Annotated in this window: 17 protein-coding genes and 1 pseudogene; 10 read left to right on the top strand and 8 right to left on the bottom strand. The window is 70.8% G+C overall.

Annotated elements, in window-relative coordinates:
- Nucleotides 1-181: 181 nt before the first annotated feature.
- Nucleotides 182-910: a 2OG-Fe dioxygenase family protein gene (locus VFM98_RS17370; RefSeq protein WP_325111156.1), complete on the bottom strand. Its 729-nt coding sequence runs from the start codon at nucleotides 908-910 to the stop codon at nucleotides 182-184.
- Nucleotides 911-1,002: 92 nt separating this feature from the next.
- Here VFM98_RS17370 and VFM98_RS17365 point away from each other — a divergent pair, with 92 nt between their 5' ends.
- Entirely contained in the window at nucleotides 1,003-1,467 is a 465-nt protein-coding gene (locus VFM98_RS17365) for a hemerythrin domain-containing protein (protein ID WP_325111155.1), read from the top strand.
- Here the strand turns inward: VFM98_RS17365 and VFM98_RS17360 are convergent, their stop codons facing one another.
- Nucleotides 1,468-2,367, bottom strand: a complete 900-nt coding sequence (locus VFM98_RS17360; RefSeq protein WP_325111154.1) for an SDR family NAD(P)-dependent oxidoreductase — start codon at nucleotides 2,365-2,367, stop codon at nucleotides 1,468-1,470.
- Nucleotides 2,368-2,580: 213 nt separating this feature from the next.
- On the opposite strand from VFM98_RS17360, the gene VFM98_RS17355 reads away from it, so the two are divergent.
- On the top strand, nucleotides 2,581-3,249 hold the full coding sequence (locus tag VFM98_RS17355) for a hypothetical protein (RefSeq protein WP_325111153.1): 669 nt from the start codon (nucleotides 2,581-2,583) through the stop codon (nucleotides 3,247-3,249).
- 74 nt (nucleotides 3,250-3,323) lie between these two features.
- Here VFM98_RS17355 and infA read toward each other — a convergent pair whose 3' ends face one another.
- A complete protein-coding gene (gene infA, locus VFM98_RS17350) occupies nucleotides 3,324-3,587 on the bottom strand; it encodes a translation initiation factor IF-1 (protein WP_325111152.1) in 264 nt (87 codons plus the stop codon).
- Between the two features lie 321 nt (nucleotides 3,588-3,908).
- Entirely contained in the window at nucleotides 3,909-4,334 is a 426-nt protein-coding gene (locus VFM98_RS17345; RefSeq protein WP_325111151.1) for a MarR family winged helix-turn-helix transcriptional regulator, read from the bottom strand.
- Between the two features lie 123 nt (nucleotides 4,335-4,457).
- On the opposite strand from VFM98_RS17345, the gene VFM98_RS17340 reads away from it, so the two are divergent.
- Together VFM98_RS17340 and VFM98_RS17335 are read left to right on the top strand one after the other, a co-directional pair.
- Entirely contained in the window at nucleotides 4,458-4,925 is a 468-nt protein-coding gene (locus tag VFM98_RS17340) for a tripartite tricarboxylate transporter TctB family protein (RefSeq protein ID WP_325111150.1), read from the top strand.
- 10 nt (nucleotides 4,926-4,935) lie between these two features.
- Nucleotides 4,936-6,438 carry a tripartite tricarboxylate transporter permease gene (locus VFM98_RS17335; RefSeq protein ID WP_325111149.1) on the top strand — a complete coding sequence of 501 codons (1,503 nt, stop codon included), beginning with the start codon at nucleotides 4,936-4,938 and terminating at the stop codon, nucleotides 6,436-6,438.
- A 71-nt stretch (nucleotides 6,439-6,509) separates the two neighbouring features.
- Here the strand turns inward: VFM98_RS17335 and VFM98_RS17330 are convergent, their stop codons facing one another.
- Both VFM98_RS17330 and gshA read right to left on the bottom strand, forming a co-directional pair.
- Entirely contained in the window at nucleotides 6,510-7,163 is a 654-nt protein-coding gene (locus VFM98_RS17330; RefSeq protein WP_325111148.1) for a hypothetical protein, read from the bottom strand.
- 112 nt (nucleotides 7,164-7,275) lie between these two features.
- Entirely contained in the window at nucleotides 7,276-8,829 is a 1,554-nt protein-coding gene (gene gshA, locus VFM98_RS17325; protein WP_325111147.1) for a glutamate--cysteine ligase, read from the bottom strand.
- A gap of 185 nt (nucleotides 8,830-9,014) precedes the next feature.
- Between gshA and VFM98_RS17320 the strand changes: the two genes are divergently transcribed.
- Complete coding sequence (locus tag VFM98_RS17320; RefSeq protein WP_325111146.1) at nucleotides 9,015-9,491, top strand: SRPBCC family protein; 477 nt, start codon at nucleotides 9,015-9,017, stop codon at nucleotides 9,489-9,491.
- An 89-nt stretch (nucleotides 9,492-9,580) separates the two neighbouring features.
- Here the strand turns inward: VFM98_RS17320 and VFM98_RS17315 are convergent, their stop codons facing one another.
- Nucleotides 9,581-10,246 carry a carboxylesterase gene (locus VFM98_RS17315; protein WP_325111145.1) on the bottom strand — a complete coding sequence of 222 codons (666 nt, stop codon included), beginning with the start codon at nucleotides 10,244-10,246 and terminating at the stop codon, nucleotides 9,581-9,583.
- Between the two features lie 129 nt (nucleotides 10,247-10,375).
- On the opposite strand from VFM98_RS17315, the gene VFM98_RS17310 reads away from it, so the two are divergent.
- From VFM98_RS17310 to VFM98_RS17300, 3 genes are all read left to right on the top strand, one after another.
- Nucleotides 10,376-10,765: an HPF/RaiA family ribosome-associated protein gene (locus VFM98_RS17310; protein WP_325111144.1), complete on the top strand. Its 390-nt coding sequence runs from the start codon at nucleotides 10,376-10,378 to the stop codon at nucleotides 10,763-10,765.
- 179 nt (nucleotides 10,766-10,944) lie between these two features.
- Nucleotides 10,945-11,304 (top strand): PA2779 family protein, encoded by a 360-nt coding sequence (locus VFM98_RS17305; RefSeq protein ID WP_325111143.1) that lies wholly within the window; start codon nucleotides 10,945-10,947, stop codon nucleotides 11,302-11,304.
- A 4-nt stretch (nucleotides 11,305-11,308) separates the two neighbouring features.
- Entirely contained in the window at nucleotides 11,309-12,280 is a 972-nt protein-coding gene (locus VFM98_RS17300) for a PA2778 family cysteine peptidase (protein WP_325111142.1), read from the top strand.
- Nucleotides 12,281-12,322: 42 nt separating this feature from the next.
- Here the strand turns inward: VFM98_RS17300 and VFM98_RS17295 are convergent, their stop codons facing one another.
- Entirely contained in the window at nucleotides 12,323-13,378 is a 1,056-nt protein-coding gene (locus tag VFM98_RS17295) for a serine hydrolase domain-containing protein (protein ID WP_325111141.1), read from the bottom strand.
- 43 nt (nucleotides 13,379-13,421) lie between these two features.
- On the opposite strand from VFM98_RS17295, the gene VFM98_RS17290 reads away from it, so the two are divergent.
- Complete coding sequence (locus VFM98_RS17290; RefSeq protein WP_325111140.1) at nucleotides 13,422-14,315, top strand: NUDIX hydrolase; 894 nt, start codon at nucleotides 13,422-13,424, stop codon at nucleotides 14,313-14,315.
- An 89-nt stretch (nucleotides 14,316-14,404) separates the two neighbouring features.
- A pseudogene (locus VFM98_RS17285) lies at nucleotides 14,405-15,298 on the top strand (trehalose-6-phosphate synthase); the annotation flags it as partial.

Here is a 15,298-nt window from a genome sequence, read left to right as displayed (position 1 = left end):
TGGTCACGATGTGCATCGGCGGCGGCCAGGGCATCGCCGCGATCTTCGAGCGGATCTGAACATCCGGACGCAAAGGGCGCAAAGATACGCAAAGGACGCAAAAGGAAGCCCGAATTTCAAAGGATGTTCTTTCGCGTCCTTTGCGGAACCTTTGCGTCCTTTGCGTCCGGCAATCCGGTTTTCACGCCTCCTGGAACCCGCCCGCCCGGTACGTGAGCACCAGGGTGTCGCGGTAGCCGGACTCGGCGAGCGGCTGGATCGGGGTGGTTTCGTGGATCACGCGCTCGTCGTCCAGCAGCATCGCGCTCCAGGGCTCGGTGAGCGTGAAGCGCTGGCCCGCCGGGCCGTCGGCCTGGAACACGCGCGTCTCGCCGCCCTTGATGCCTTCGCGGGCGACCAGCAGCACCGCGACCAGGTCCACGCCGTCGCGGTGCGCGCCCTCGGGCGTCGGCCGGCCGATGCCGCCGGCGGTGTCGATGCGGAACTGGTGCGCCTCCACGTACCAGGCCTGCACGCCCTTCAGGCCGCTGGCCACGCCGGCCAGCGCCAGCAGCAGGCGCGTCCACGCCAGCTGGGCGGCGGTCTGCGGCTCCACCGGCTCGAACCAGCGCTGCATGCCGCCGTGCAGCGCGTTGTATTCCACCGGCTGCCAGTGGGCGCGGTGCGGCACCTGCGTGAGTTGCGTGCCCTCGACGACATAGGAGGCATGGCGCCGGCGCCGGTAGCGACCGCCGTCCTTCAGGTAGGCGTCGGGCGCGAGCGCGTCCCAGGAAGGCCGCAGCGCATCGAGGTCGGCGATGCCGCAGCCGGCGAGCTGCGCCAGCCCGTCGGGGCTGAGCACGGCGTAGCCCTGCTGGCGCATCTGGGTCGCGAGCTGTCCGGGATAGGTGTAGGCGGGGTGCAGGAGCATGGGCGGAGCTTACCGAACCCGTGCCGCGTGACCTGCGTCAAGGCCACGCGGGCGGCCGGATCCTAAGCTGGCCTGCGCTGGAGGAGACCGCCATGCCCGCACTGCCCTGGACCGATGGCCTGAAGCTCGGACTGCCCATCATGGACACCACGCACCAGGAGTTCGTGGACCTGCTCGCGCGCGCCGAGGCGGCCGACGACGCCAGCCTGCCCGCCCTGTGGAACGAGCTGGTCGAGCACACCACCGAGCACTTCGCCGGCGAGGACGAGTGGATGCTGGCCACCGGCTTCGCCCTGGGCAACGCCCACACCACGCAGCACAAGGCGGTGCTGCGGGTGCTGCGGCACGGCGCGGCCGAAGCCGCGCGCGGCAACCTGGCGCCGATCCGCAAGGTGGTCCGGGAGCTGGCGGTCTGGTTTCCGCACCATGCCCAGACCATGGACGCCTCGCTCGCCCTGCACCTGCAGGGCGTGGGCTACGACCCGACCACCGGCCGCGCGAGCCGGCCGGAGAACCTCCCGACGCAGGCCCTCAGCGGCTGCGGCGACGACGCGTAACTACCTGCGCGCCAGCCGCAACTCGTTCGCGCCCTGGTCCGCTCCGCTCGCGGGCACGGTTTCGCCGCGGCGGTCGCGCACCTCATCGAGCCTTGCCAGCAGGCGCTCCGGCGCCTCCGGCCCGGTGCCGATGTAGGCACCCTGCGTCAGGGTGATGTTGGCCGCCTCGAACGCGCCCGCGCCGGCACACAAGGTCGTGCGGGTCGGCGCCTGTTCGCTTGCCAGCACCAGCATCGCCGGCACCACGGCCTGCGGGCCGAAGGCCTCGAGCATGTCGGGCGGGAACAGGCCCTCCGTCATGCGCGTCACGGCCGTGGGCGCCAGGCAGTTGACCCGGATGTCGTTCTTGGCCCCTTCCAGGGCCAGCGTCTGCATCAGCCCCACCAGCGCCAGCTTGGCCGCGCCGTAGTTGGTCTGGCCGAAGTTGCCGTACAGGCCGGTGGAAGACGTGGTCAGCACGATGCGGCCGTACTTCTGCGCCGTCATCAGAGGCCACAGCGCCTTGCAGCAGTGCACGGCGCCCATCAGGTGGACGTCCAGCACCTGGCGGAAATCGGCCAGTTCCATCTTGGCGAAGCTCTTGTCGCGCAGGATGCCGGCGTTGCTGACCAGGACGTCGACGCGCCCCCAGGTCTCCACCGCCTGCTGCACCATGGCCTGCACCGCCGCGAAATCCGTCACGGATGCGCCGTTGGCGACGGCCTCGCCGCCCGCGGCGCGGATCTCCGCCACCACCCGTTCGGCCGCCGTGGCCGAGCCGCCGGTGCCGTCGACGGCACCGCCCAGGTCGTTCACCAGCACCTTGGCGCCCCGCGCGGCCAGCGCCAGCGCGTGCTGCCGGCCCAGGCCGCCGCCGGCCCCGGTGACGATCGCCACCCGCCCTCCGAAATCCACTGTCATCCGGTCTCCCCTACCGTCGAGTCAGAACGGCGGCACTGTAGCGCACCCAGCTGACGAGCCGCCCGGCGCGGCCGGCGTTGCTTTTTCCCGCCCGGCGGCGCCGCCGGCCGGCCCGCCGGCTTGGCGCAAATGCATCAATATGTAAAACTCAGCCCCGAAAGCGGTCCGGCAGAGCATCCGCCTGCCCCGCCACCGAGGAAGGGAACCAAGCCCATGGGTTTGTTCGACATGCTGCTGGGGCGCAAGCCGGCGAAGGCGGCGCGGCCGCGCCAGGCGGCGACGGGGCCGAGCACCCAGTTCGACTCGAAGCACACGCAGGCCGGGAGCAACTCGCAGTCCGTGCGCAAGGACCTGCTGAGGATGGTGCTGCGCGAGACGCTCACCCGCAACGGCATCCCGCCCACCTGGATCTCGGCGGACATGCTGCGCACCTCCAGCCCGGCGCGGCGCGAGACCGGCCTGCACGTGCGCTTCCTGGTGCGCCACTGGGATCCGCGGCTGATGCAGCACGCGGTGGCCTTCGAACACGAATTCAGCGAGCGGCTGGGCCTGCTCGACCCGCTGGCGAGCAACTGGCTGATGGGCGTTTCCTGGCAGTTCTCGCTGGCGGACAAGAGCGCCTGCCCGGCCCTGCCCCATCCCTCCACCTGGACCGCCCCGCCGCCCCCTTCTTCGCCCGCGCCGCTCACCGCGGCGGGCGAACCGAGCAGCTACGGCGACGTGATCACCGGCCCGACGGCGCTGGAGCAGCCGCGCCCGCTGGACGACGTGCGCGCGGACCTGGAACGGCTGCTGGCCCTGCGCGACGAGGACCTGCGCAAGCACGGCGACGCCGCACGGGCCTACGCCGCCACCCGCCCGGCGACGCTCGGCGGCGGCTGATCCCTGGCTGCGCAAGAAGCGAAAGGGCTGCCCGCGGGCAGCCCTTCCTGCTTTGGCGACGCCGGTCGGCCGCCTCAGCGGCGGCGGTGCTGCGGCGGCGCGCCGGTGGTGTTGCGGTTCGGCAGGTGGCGGAACATGATGCGCCCCTTGCTCAGGTCGTAGGGCGACAGCTCCAGGCTCACCACGTCGCCGGCGATGATGCGGATGTGGTTCTTGCGCATCTTGCCGCCGGTATAGGCCACCAGCTCGTGGCCGTTGTCCAGGATCACGCGGTAGCGCGAGTCCGGCAGGATTTCGGCCACGCGGCCGTTCATTTCGATCAGTTCTTCCTTCGCCATGCAGGGTCCCTCTGGGGCGGCAAGCGCCCGCCCGTGCGAACGGCGAGGCCCCTGCAGCGGGCAGGGGCGATGCCGTCGGGTGAATCGGCCGGCCGCGGGGCCGGTGCGTGCAGACCTGCGCTGTCACGGCCTGCTGCGGCAGGGGCGGGGTCTGCGTCTCGGACCGGGCCCACACGGCGTGCGCTCCAGCCCCGAATAATGCAATTGTAAGCTGTCGCGGAAATCCGCGCCCGCAGGGGAACATGCGTCCCGCCTGTGGGCGCCGTCCGAGTGGACGCTGGCCTGGTCCGGCGCCGTGCTGGCGCGCGCGGCCCCCGCGGCCTACCCCGGCGCCGCACTGGCGCGCGCGGCCTCGATCACTTCGGCCAGGTTGCCCAGTTCCGCGAAGTGCAGCGCCGCCAGCTTCTCGACGCAGCGCCGCCCCTTGGCCGTGAGGTGCACCTCGACCAGCCGGCGGTCCTCCTGGTTCTCCTTGCGGCGCACCAGGCCGGCCTCCTCGCAGCGCGTGACGAGCGCCACCACGCCGTGCTGCTGCGTCTGCAGGCGCTCCGCCAGCTCGCCGATGCTGGCCCACTCGCGGCCCGGGAAGGCCTGCGTATGCAGCATAAGGTGGTACTGGACGGCCGTGACTCCGGCGGCGCGCGCCGCCTCCTCGCCGAACCGCAGGAAGCGCCGCAGCCGGTAACGGAATTCCGACTGGCGCTCCAGGCCGGCCTTGTCCAGCGCGATGAGCGATTTCTTCTCCATGCGATCCCCTCGGGGCCGCACTGTACACCCGGGCTCGCCCGTACGGGCCCGGACCAACTCGAGCTCAATTTAGATCATGTCATGACATAAACTGGCGGGCTGCAACTTGAGGGACCAGATGCAATGAAGTTACGCATCCGTAACCAGAAGGACGTCGCGGCTGGGGCGATCTACATCGCGTTCGGCGCCGCATTCAGCCTCGGCGCCCTGAACTACAACATGGGCGACGCCGCCCGCATGGGACCCGGCTGGTTCCCGTTCTGGATCGGCGTGCTGATGGTGGTGATCGGCGCCGCCACCGCCGCCGCCGGCATGGGCCGGCGCGCCACCGAAGACCCGCTGAAGAAGCCCGAACTGCGCACGCTGGCCTGGATCATCGGCTCGGTGGTCCTGTTCGGCCTGCTGCTGCAGCCGCTGGGCCTCGTGCTCTCGCTCGCCGTCCTGGTGATCGTCTCCAGCCTCGCCAGCCACGAGTTCGGCTGGAAGGGCACGCTGGCCAACGCCGTGATCCTGATCCTGTTCAGCGTCGGTGCCTTCATCAGGGGCATCAACCTGCAGATCCCGCTGTGGCCCCACTTCCTGATCAACTGAGGTTCCCGGGATGGAATTGCTTTCGCACCTGGCGCTGGGCTTCGAGACGGCGCTCTCTCTTCACAACCTTCTCTACGCGTTCGTCGGCTGCCTGCTCGGCACGCTGATCGGCGTGCTGCCGGGCCTCGGCCCGTCCACGACGATCGCGATGCTGCTGCCCATCACGTATGCGCTGCCGCCGGTCTCGGCGCTGATCATGCTCGCGGGCATCTACTACGGCGCGCAGTACGGCGGCTCCACCACCGCCATCCTGGTCAACCTGCCCGGTGAGGCCTCGTCGGTGGTGACCGCGATCGACGGCTACCAGATGGCCCGCAAGGGCCGCGCCGGCGCGGCGCTCGCCACCGCGGGCATCAGCTCCTTCATCGCCGGCTGCGTCGCCACCCTGGTGCTGGCCGCGTTCGCCACCCCCATGTCCGAGATCGCGTTCAAGTTCGGCCCGGCCGAATACTTCTCGCTGATGGTGCTGGGTCTGGTGGGCGCGGTGGTGCTGGCCTCGGGCTCGCTGATCAAGGCCATCGGCATGATCCTGCTGGGACTGGCCCTGGGCCTGATCGGCACCGACGTCAACTCCGGCGTGGCGCGCTTCTCGTTCGACATCCCCGAACTCACCGACGGCGTCAGCTTCATCGCGGTCGCCATGGGCCTGTTCGGCTTCGCCGAGATCGTCACCAACGTGGAGCAGCGCGAGCACCGCGAGACCTTCACCACCAAGGTGACGAACCTGTTCCCCACGATGGACGACTTCCGCCGCATGCTGCCGGCGGCCTGCCGGGGCACCGTGCTGGGCACCTTCCTGGGCATGCTGCCCGGTGGCGGCGCCACGCTGTCTTCCTTCGCCTCGTACACGCTGGAGAAGAAGCTCTCCAAGCGCAGCGACGAATTCGGCCACGGTGCCATCGAGGGCGTCGCGGGGCCGGAGGCGGCCAACAACGCCGGCGCGCAGACCTCCTTCGTGCCGCTGCTCACGCTGGGCATCCCGTCCAACGTGGTGATGGCGCTGATGGTGGGCGCGATGACCATCCACAACATCCAGCCGGGCCCGCAGGTGATGACCAGCAACCCGGAGCTGTTCTGGGGCCTGATCGCCTCGATGTGGATCGGCAACGCGATGCTGATCGTGCTGAACCTGCCGCTGATCGGCGTCTGGGTGAAGCTGCTGAAGGTGCCTTACCGCTACCTGTACCCGGCCATCCTGGTGTTCTGCTGCATCGGCGTCTACTCGGTCAACAACAACACCTTCGACGTGTTCGTCACCGCGGCCTTCGGCATCCTGGGCTACGCCTTCCAGCGCTGCAACATGGAGCCGGCGCCCCTGCTGCTCGGCTTCGTCCTGGGCCCGATGATGGAAGAGAACCTGCGGCGGGCGCTGCTGCTGTCGCGCGGCGACTTCACCACCCTGTTCACGCGGCCGCTGTCGCTGTCGCTGCTGATCGCGACCCTGGTGCTGCTGCTGATCGTGGCCCTGCCCGCCATCAAGCGCACCCGCGAGGACGCGTTCCAGGAAGCGTAGGTTTCCGAGGGCCGTTGGGAGCCCGGAGAGCGGCCGCGAGGCCGCTCTTTTCCTTTGGGCACGGGCATCGATCAGCGCCCCTCGCGGGCGCTGATGGCGTCCACCACCATCTTCGAGCCGGAGGCCACCAGCAGGATGTCGCCGCCCACCTGCAGGTACTGGTGGCCGGGCGGCAGCTTGGGCAGGCTGGCGCGCACGGCGGAGGGCACCGCGGCCACGGGCTGGCCCGCGGGCAGCGCCTCGCCGATCTGCCAGCGCGGCGCGCTGCCGCTGACGGGATGCTTGTCGAAGTATTCGCGCACCGCGACGCGGACCTTGTCGCCGAAGTAGGCGCCCGGGCCGAGCGGCTTGCGGGCGAAGTGGGTGCCCTTGCCGACGTCGTCGGCGCGCACGCGGTTGTCCTCGCGGTCGTCGAGCGCCTTCTTGGCCTTGCGCGGCAGCGGCGCATCGGGGTCCGCACCGGGCAGTGCCCGCGCCTGCGGCGCCGCTGCAGGGGCGGTCGTCTTGCGGAGGGCGGAGGGCGCCGGCTTGCGCGGGCTGGCCGCCTTGGCGGGCGCGGACCGGGGCTTGCGCACCGGACCGATCTGGTCCAGCGGGCGGCCGATCACGGCCGGCGCGATCGGGTCGGGCAGGGGCGATTCGGCCAGCGCCAGGGCGGCGCCGCCGGCGTCGATCAGCAGCAGCGCCAGCAGCACTGGCAGGCGGCGGAAGCGGGGCGAAGGCATGGCGGGCTCCGGGTTCGCGTTGAGCCGCCAACTGTCGCGCCACCCGCGGCCGGCGCGTGTCGGACAAGTCGGCTTTGCCCGTCGGACGCCGGCGTGCGTCGGCCTGCCAGGATCAGATCGCCTCGAGCGCCGGCGCCACCGCGCTGCGGCCCAGGCCCAGGCGCTCGGGCGAGATGTACTGCTGCCGGTACTGCTCGAAGGGCATGGTGTCGCCGGCCTCCACGGCGGCCTGGTCCTGCACCGACTGGCAGGCCAGCGCTTCCATGCGCTGCTGCAGGGCGCCCGAGTAGGGCAGCTTGAGCAGCTTGTCGCGCGCGAGGCGCGACTGCGCCAGCGCGAAGGGGCCGAAGCCGTTGGCGTGGTCGCGCGCCATCGCCGCCAGCACGCGGGCCGAGGGCAGCATGTCCGGCGTGGACAGCAGCGCCTGCGCGCCCCGCAGCGCATCCGAGTAGTCGGTGGTGGCGTGCACGGAATCCAGCAGCGCCGCAATGGGCGTGCACTGCTCCAGCACCTCCGCGCCCCAGTCCGTCAGCTTCACCTCGCGGCCGTCGCGCTCCAGCATCAGGGCGGGATCGCGCCCGAAGGCGGCGGTGCGGTGCTGGTTGCGCCCGAGGGCGGCGATCTCCTGCGGGGTGTCCTCGGGGCTCTCGGACAGCAGGCAGTGCAGCAGGAAGACGTCGAGGAAGCGCAGCGTCTGCGCCTTGATGCCGATCGGCACGAAGGGATCCAGGTCCATCAGCCGCACTTCGACGTACTCGACGCCGCGCTCGCGCAGCGCGTGCAGCGGCCGCTCGCCCGGGCGGATCACGCGCTTGGGCCGGATGGTGCCGTAGAACTCGTTCTCGATCTGCAGCAGGCTGGTGGCGAGCTGGTTGTACTCGCCGCCGGGATTGAGGATGCCGACCTTCTCGTAGGCCGGGTACGGCTTGGTGAGCGCCTCGTACAGCGAGGCGGCATAGCCTTCGAGGCTGTTGTAGCTCACCGCCAGGCTGGCCTGCGCCTCGCTCTGGTAGCCCAGGCGACCCATGCGCAGCGAAGTGCCGTACGGCATGTACACGGTGCCGGGCGAGAGCGTCTGCAGTTCGTGCTTGCGCCCGGTGACGAAGCTCGCGCAGCATGCCGGCGAGGCGCCGAACAGGAACAGCAGCAGGAAGGCGTGGCGGCGGAAGTTGCGGATCAGCCCGAAGTAGTCGGCGTCGCTCACGCCCGGCATCGACCAGTTGTAGTGGATGCCGGAGATGGTCTGCATGCGCCGCCCGTAGCGGTGCGCGAGGCCCACCCGGTACACGCTCTTGGCGCGACCGACGTTGGACGCACCGTAGCGGCCGATCGGGATGTTCTCGTCCGCCGGCAGCGTGCAGGGCATGCTGCTGACCCACAGCAGCTCGTCGCCCAGCGCCCGGTAGACGAACTGGTGGATGTTGGTGAGCTCCTCGAGGCACTGCTCCACGCTGGCGTGCACGCCCGTGATCAGCTCCAGCTGCGACTCGCTGTAGTCGGTGGTGATGTGGGGGTGCGTCAGCGCGGAGCCGAGCGCCGCCGGATGCGGCGTGAGCGCCAGCGCGCCGCCGGCGTCGGCGCGCAGGCTCTCCTTCTCGATGCCGCGCCGGATGCCTTGCAGCCGCGCGGGCGCAAGCGTGCCCAAGGCCTCTTGCAGTTTGCTCATGGAATGTTCGGTCGCCCTCTGGGATCAGGTCTTTCGTGCGAAGTTAACACCTTTGCGGCGACCCTGCTTGGCGGCGGTCAAGGGCGCCCAGCCTGGGCGGCAGGGCGGCGGTCCACCCGAGTGCGGATGGCCCACGCGGGGCCGGGTGGCAGAATGGCCGCGTTCCGCACCCCGAGGAGGCAGCCATGAGCGTGAACGTGCCCATCGAGCTGGGCTACGAATTCGAGGTCCGCGCGCCCTGTGACGAGGTCTTCGCGCTGCTGGCGGATGTGCCGCGTTCGGTCTCGCACTTCCCCAAGGTGGACCGGCTCACGGACCTCGGCGACGGCGTCTACAAGTGGGAGATGCAGAAGGTCGGCACCGCGCAGGTCCACCTGCAGACCGTGTACGCGAGCAAGTATGCGAGCGACAAGGCCAAGGGCACGGTGACCTGGACGCCGGTGAAGGGCGTCGGCAACGCCCTCGTCGGCGGCAGCTGGCAGGTCGCCGACCGCCAGGGCAAGTCCACCAAGTGCGTGCTGAAGATCCAGGGCAAGGTGGACGTGCCCCTGCCGGCGCTCATGAAGCCCGTGGTCGGCCCGGTGGTCGAAGGCGAGTTCGAGAAGCTGGTCGAGAAGTACATCGACAACCTGATCGCCACCTTCGGCGGCGAGGTGGGTTGATGCGCGGGGCGCGGGCTTCCCCGTAGGCTGGAGCTGAGCGCGCGCGCAGCGCGCCGAAGCCCAGCGCTCGGGCGGCTGCAAACCCGCGCTCACCCCTGCCCCAGCACCCTCACCAGCCACGCATTCATCTCCTCGATCTCCAGCGGCGAGACCGCGTGGCCCATCAGGTACTCGTGCCACTCCACCTCGCAGCCCAGCGCCTGCAAGGCGTCGCGCGAGGCCTCGGCGCGCTCCAGCGCCACCACTTCGTCGTGCGTGCCGTGGGCCAGGAAGACCGGCGTCTGCCGGCCCGCGGCGGTGGCCTCGGCCGCGGTCTTGTCCGCCAGCGGCAGGTAGCCCGAAAGCCCCATGATCCCCGCCAGCCGCTCGGGATGGCGCAGCCCCGTCAGCAGCGAGATCGCGCAGCCCTGCGAGAAGCCCCCCAGCACGATGCGGTGCGCCGGCACGCCGCGCTCCTTCTCGCGCTTCAGCAGCGCCTCCACCAGCTGTTGCGAGCGCCGCAGTCCCGCCTCGTCCTGCGCCGACGCGTCGTCGAAGCCGAGGATGTCGTACCAGGCCCGCATGCGCATGCCGTTGTTGATCGTCACCGGCATCACCGGCGCGTGCGGGAAGATGAAGCGCACCGGCCCCACCGCCTCCAATTGCAGCTCCTGGGCAATGGGAACGAAGTCGTTGCCGTCCGCGCCGAGGCCGTGGAGGATCAGAATGGTGGCGGTCGGGTCCGGACCCGACTCCGCCTCGATGATGTCGAGCATGCGTGGTCTCCTTCGGGTGCCGAGGATAGCGGGTGGCAGTCCGCGTCCGACACGGCCGGTCGAAGGCCACCCACTTGCCACGCAGCCCGGCCGTCCGCAGGATGGGAGCAGACGCTGAAAGGAAACCGCATGAAAGTGCAAGTCAACACCAGCAACGACATCGACAACAAGGACGCCCTCGAACGCTGGGCCGGCGAATACCTCAACGAGCATCTCGCGCGCTTCGACCAGGACATCACCAGCGTGGAAGTGCAGATCACCGACGAGAACCATGCGGTGAAGGGCGGCGGCGTGGACAAGCGCTGCATGATGGAGGCACGCATCAACGGCCGGGCGCCGATCGCCGTCACCAACTACGGGCCGGACCAGAACCTGGCGTTCCGCGGTGCGGCCGAGAAACTGGAGCACGCGCTCGACCACGCCTTCGGCAAGCTCGACCGGCGCGAACACCGCGTCCGCGAGACCATCCGCCGCGATCCCGCGGCCCTGGAGAGCACGGCCGTTCCGCCCGAATCCTGATCGCTCCTGCAACGCATGCGCGCCTCGGCGGCGGCCGTGCGGACACGGATGGCAACACTTGCATCGACGTGTTTCGAGTAGGCGAAGCGCTGCACCGTCGAGGGATAGCGCATGCGTAAATGGCGCTCCGCGTTGCCGGCTCCCCGCCGGAGCGGGACACACAACCAAGGAGCGCATCCATGAATCTCGCATTCAAGAAAACGACCTGCCGGGTGTTGGTGGTTTCCCTCTTCGCGCTGTCGTTCCAGACTGCGCACGCCGGCCTGATCGGCGCGGACCAGGCGGCTGCCGCCACGCCCAGCCCCGAGCGCACCATGCTGCTGAGCGCGCTCGACCGCACGGACGTGGCGGCGCAGCTGCAGGCGGCAGGGGTCGATCCGTTGGCCGCGCGCGAGCGCGTCAAGAGCATGACGGACCAGGAAGTGCACGCGCTGGCGCAGGACATCCAGGCCGCGCCGGCCGGCGGCATCAGCGGCTGGGGCTGGCTGGCGATCGTGCTGGTCGCTGCCCTGGTGTGGTACTACGCGATCCGCACGTAAGCGGATGCAGGCGCAAGAGACGGTCCTGCGCCAGGCACGGCGGCTGCTGCTGGCAGCCGCCGTGTTCCTGCTGGCGGGCTGCACGACGCTGATCCCGCAGACCGTCGGCCTGCGCACGGGCTGGCCGGCCGGGGTGCCGCAGCAGGTGGAGCTCGCGCAGGTGCCCTTCTTTCCCCAGGACGAATACCAGTGCGGCCCGGCCGCGCTGGCCATGGCGATGAAGTTCGCCGGCGCGCCGGTGGAACCGCACGCGCTGGTCGACGAAGTATGGCTGCCGGCGCGGCAAGGCAGCCTGCAGCTGGAGATGCTGGCGGCCCCGCGCCGCCACGGCCTCGTGAGCTACCGGCTCGCACCCACCTATTCCGACCTGCTGCGCGAAGTGGCGTCCGGCCGCCCCGTCGTGGTGCTGCAGGACGTGGGCCTGATGCTGCCGCAGTGGCACTACGCCGTCGTCAACGGCTTCGACTACGGCACCGGCACGATCTACCTGCGCTCCGGGCTGCAGCCGCGGCAGGAGATGCCCTTCTCCTATTTCGAGCGCACCTGGCTGGCCGGCAAGTACTGGGCGATGGTCGTCAGCCCGCCCGAGGACGTCCCCGTCACCGCCACCGAGAGCCGCTGGCTGGAGGCGCTGCTCGGGCTGGCGCGCACGGGCGACCACGCAGCGGCCGCGCGCGGCTACCGCGCGGCGCTGGAGCGCTGGCCGGAGAGCCTGCCGGCCGCCGTGGGGCTGGCGAACCATTTGCACGCAAGCGGCGCACTGGAAGACGCAGCGGAGGTGCTGCGCACCGCGCTGCTGAAATTCCCCGACTCGGTGGTCCTGATGAACAACCTGGCGCAGACCCTGTCGGACCAGGGCCGCCAGGCCGACGCCCTGTCCGTGATCCGCAAGGCCGAGGGCTCGCAGAGCCCGTTCGCAAGCGAAGTGCGGGCCACGCGGGAATTGATCGAGCAAAGGATGCGGGAGCGCATGTAGGCTGGTGCTGACCGCGCGCAGTGCGCGCCGGGAAGCCCAGCGTTACGCGCCGAGCACCTTCGCGACCCGGCTCACGAAGCCCGGCGCGGCCGCGCCATCGAGCCACCGCACCACCACCACCGCGCGGTGCTTCGGATCCATCCACACGTAGTTGCCGCCGGCGCCGACCATGAACCAGCTCTCGCGCGAGGCGTCCGCGAACATCGCGCCGTTGCGATTGAGCCAGGTGAGCCAGCCGTAGAAGGGCGCGACGGCGCAGGGCTGCTGCATGCGCGCGACCCAGGCGGCCGGCACGATCTGCTCGCCGCCGTGGGCGCCGCCATCGAGCAGCAGCTGCCCGATGCGGGCCTGGTCGCGCGCGCTGATCGAGACGCCGGCGCCCCAGTGCGTGCCGCCCGGCACCGACTGCATGCGCACGCCGTCGATCTCCACCCAGGCGTCGTCGTAGCCCACCCAGCGGAAATCGCGCCCGGCGCCCAGCGGCTGCAGCACCTCCTGCGCGAACACCTCCGGCAGCGGCCGGCGGAACAGGTGCAGCAGCGCCAGCGAGAGCTGGTTGATGCGCACGTCGTTGTATTCCCAGTAGGTCCCCGGCCGCTGCAGCACCCGCGCCTCGCCCTTGCGGCCCTGCGGCGGCTTGGGATCGTGCGAGACGCGGCGGTTGTGCTCCACCTGGTCGGGCATGCCCAGGCAGGTGCCCTGCCACTCGCTGGTCTGCTCCAGCATGTGGGCCCAGGTGATCTCCCGGTTGTGCGCATCGTCGAAGCCGATGCCGGGCAGGCGCGCGGCGATCCGCTCGTTCGCGTCGGGCAGCAGCCCGCGCCGCTGCGCCACGCCGGCCAGGAGGGCGAGGTAGGTCTTGGCGACGCTGAAGGTGAGGTCGGCGCGATCGGGCTCGCCCCAGGCGGCGACCTCTTCCCCGCCGACCCGGATCACTCCGGAGACGCCGCCGCGCGGATGCACCGGCCCGCGCAGGCGGTTGAAGGGCGGCGGGTCGTCGTGGTGCACGCCCCACTTCGCGGGGTCGGCGGCGGGGTCGCGCGTCCAGGGCACTTCGTGCGCCTGCGCGTGGCGGATGGCATCGGAGAAGTCGGGCATGCACGGAGGATAGCGCCGCGGCCGGGCATGGGACACTAGGGCCATGGCTCTTGAATTGATCACGAAGCGCAATTACGAGACTCCCGCGCCTTCGGCTTCCGTGGTGCTGCTGCGCGATGGCGCCGGCGACCTCGAGGTGTTCCTGCTGCGGCGCCACAGCCAGTCCTTCGTGCTGGGCGGCGCCTACGTGTTCCCGGGCGGCAAGGTCGATGCGGAGGACGCGCGCTGGGTGCAGCGCCTCGATCGCGACGCGCAGGCCTTGCACGCGCTGCTCGCCGAGCCGGAGCTCACGCCCGCAGCGGCGGCGGGGCTCTACGTCGCCGCCGTGCGCGAGCTGTTCGAGGAGGCCGGCCTGCTGCTGGCCGACGTGCCGCCGGCGCAGGTCACCGATCTGTGGGCCGCGCTGCGCGGCGGACGCGGCTTCGACGAACTGCTTGCGCCGCTGGAACTGCGGCTCGCGGCCGGCGCGCTGCAGCCCTGGTCGCGCTGGATCACGCCCACCTTGAGCAGCGTGGGCCGGCGGCGCTTCGACACCCGCTTCTTCCTCGCCACCGTGCCGCCCGGGCAGGAAGCACGGCACGACGAGCACGAGGCGACCGAGAGCGCCTGGATCACGCCGCGCGCCGCCCTGCGCCAGTACTGGGACGGCCAGATCGACCTGGCGCCGCCGCAGATCATGAGCCTCACCCACCTGGCCCGCCACCGCAGCGTGGCCAGCGCCTTCGCCGCGGCGCGTTCGCGCACGCCGCCGTGCATCCGTCCGGAGCCGCACGACGTGGAGGGCACGCGCGTGCTGTGCTACCCCGGCGACCCGTGGCATCCCGAGGGCGCCCAGATGCTGCCCGGCCCCACGCGGCTGTGCTGGCGCAACGGCCGCTTCGAGCCCGACGCCGGCCTCGCGATCCTGCTCGGCGAAGAAGAAGGTCCACGCAGGTAAGAAAACGGGATTAAACCCCGTACGGGTGAACCCGGGAAAAAGCCGTACTGTCGGGCCTCGACGTTTGCGGGGCCGCGAAAATCCGGCTCATGAAGACTCTCGGATTGCAGCTGCGCTTCCTGCTGCCGCTGATCCTGATCCTCGCGGGCGCGGCCTACCTGGCGGTTCCCGTGATGGACCAGTTGACCCTGCGCTGGTTCGCCCGCGACCTCGACATGCGTGGCACCCTGGTGGCCAACGCCCTCTCGGAATCGGTGGCCGAGGCCGCCAACGACAGCCGCGGCCGCAAGCTGCAGGCCCTGTTCGACCGGTCCTTGCAGGACGAGCGCCTGGTGGCCATCGGCCTGTGTTCGCCCAGCGGCGAGATGGTGCGCCGCACCAGCCACTTCCCCAGCGAACTCACCTGCGAAGAAGCCTCGGCCCTGTCCGCCTCCAAGGGCGACAACCTGAGCATCGAAGGCGGCCCCGTCCACGTCAGCGTGCACCCGATCACCGGCGAGGCCGGCCCGGTGGGCCAGCTCGTGCTGATGCACGACCTGAGCTTCATCGAGCGGCGCAGCCAGGACACGCGCCGCTACCTGGTGATCCTGATCGCGGGCCTGGGCGCCGTGATCGCGCTGATGACGCTGATCGTGGCGCAACTGAGCTGGCGCGGCTGGATCGCGGGCGCCCGCGCGCTGCTGCACGGCGAAGGCCTGCTGCGCCCGCTCACGCCCTCGCCCGAGCTGGCGCCGCTGGCGGCGGACCTGCGCGAGCGGCTGCGCGAGGTGGAGGACGAATACAAACGCCTGCAGGGCGCCGACGCGGAGTGGACGCCGCACCGCCTGCAGGCCCTGCTGCGCACCCAGCTGCGCGGCGACGAGGTGATCGTGGTCTCCAACCGCGAGCCCTACATCCACGAGATGCGCGACGGCCAGCTGCAGATCCGCCGCCCGGCCAGCGGACTCGTCACTGCCGTCGAACCCGTGATGCGGGCCTGCTCC

The sequence above is a fragment of the Ramlibacter sp. genome, assembly GCF_035706265.1.
GTDB lineage: Bacteria > Pseudomonadota > Gammaproteobacteria > Burkholderiales > Burkholderiaceae_C > Ramlibacter.
This window is presented reverse-complemented; position numbering and strand designations above follow the sequence as displayed.

Excerpts from the sequence above, each read along its gene's own strand:
- VFM98_RS17370 (WP_325111156.1), bottom strand. The coding sequence starts at position 910 with ATGCTCCTGCACCCCGCCTACACCTATCCCGGACAGCTCGCGACCCAG.
- VFM98_RS17365 (WP_325111155.1), top strand. The coding sequence starts at position 1,003 with ATGCCCGCACTGCCCTGGACCGATGGCCTGAAGCTCGGACTGCCCATC.
- VFM98_RS17360 (WP_325111154.1), bottom strand. The coding sequence starts at position 2,367 with ATGACAGTGGATTTCGGAGGGCGGGTGGCGATCGTCACCGGGGCCGGC.
- VFM98_RS17355 (WP_325111153.1), top strand. The coding sequence starts at position 2,581 with ATGGGTTTGTTCGACATGCTGCTGGGGCGCAAGCCGGCGAAGGCGGCG.
- infA (WP_325111152.1), bottom strand. The coding sequence starts at position 3,587 with ATGGCGAAGGAAGAACTGATCGAAATGAACGGCCGCGTGGCCGAAATC.
- VFM98_RS17345 (WP_325111151.1), bottom strand. The coding sequence starts at position 4,334 with ATGGAGAAGAAATCGCTCATCGCGCTGGACAAGGCCGGCCTGGAGCGC.
- VFM98_RS17340 (WP_325111150.1), top strand. The coding sequence starts at position 4,458 with ATGAAGTTACGCATCCGTAACCAGAAGGACGTCGCGGCTGGGGCGATC.
- VFM98_RS17335 (WP_325111149.1), top strand. The coding sequence starts at position 4,936 with ATGGAATTGCTTTCGCACCTGGCGCTGGGCTTCGAGACGGCGCTCTCT.
- VFM98_RS17330 (WP_325111148.1), bottom strand. The coding sequence starts at position 7,163 with ATGCCTTCGCCCCGCTTCCGCCGCCTGCCAGTGCTGCTGGCGCTGCTG.
- gshA (WP_325111147.1), bottom strand. The coding sequence starts at position 8,829 with ATGAGCAAACTGCAAGAGGCCTTGGGCACGCTTGCGCCCGCGCGGCTG.
- VFM98_RS17320 (WP_325111146.1), top strand. The coding sequence starts at position 9,015 with ATGAGCGTGAACGTGCCCATCGAGCTGGGCTACGAATTCGAGGTCCGC.
- VFM98_RS17315 (WP_325111145.1), bottom strand. The coding sequence starts at position 10,246 with ATGCTCGACATCATCGAGGCGGAGTCGGGTCCGGACCCGACCGCCACC.
- VFM98_RS17310 (WP_325111144.1), top strand. The coding sequence starts at position 10,376 with ATGAAAGTGCAAGTCAACACCAGCAACGACATCGACAACAAGGACGCC.
- VFM98_RS17305 (WP_325111143.1), top strand. The coding sequence starts at position 10,945 with ATGAATCTCGCATTCAAGAAAACGACCTGCCGGGTGTTGGTGGTTTCC.
- VFM98_RS17300 (WP_325111142.1), top strand. The coding sequence starts at position 11,309 with ATGCAGGCGCAAGAGACGGTCCTGCGCCAGGCACGGCGGCTGCTGCTG.
- VFM98_RS17295 (WP_325111141.1), bottom strand. The coding sequence starts at position 13,378 with ATGCCCGACTTCTCCGATGCCATCCGCCACGCGCAGGCGCACGAAGTG.
- VFM98_RS17290 (WP_325111140.1), top strand. The coding sequence starts at position 13,422 with ATGGCTCTTGAATTGATCACGAAGCGCAATTACGAGACTCCCGCGCCT.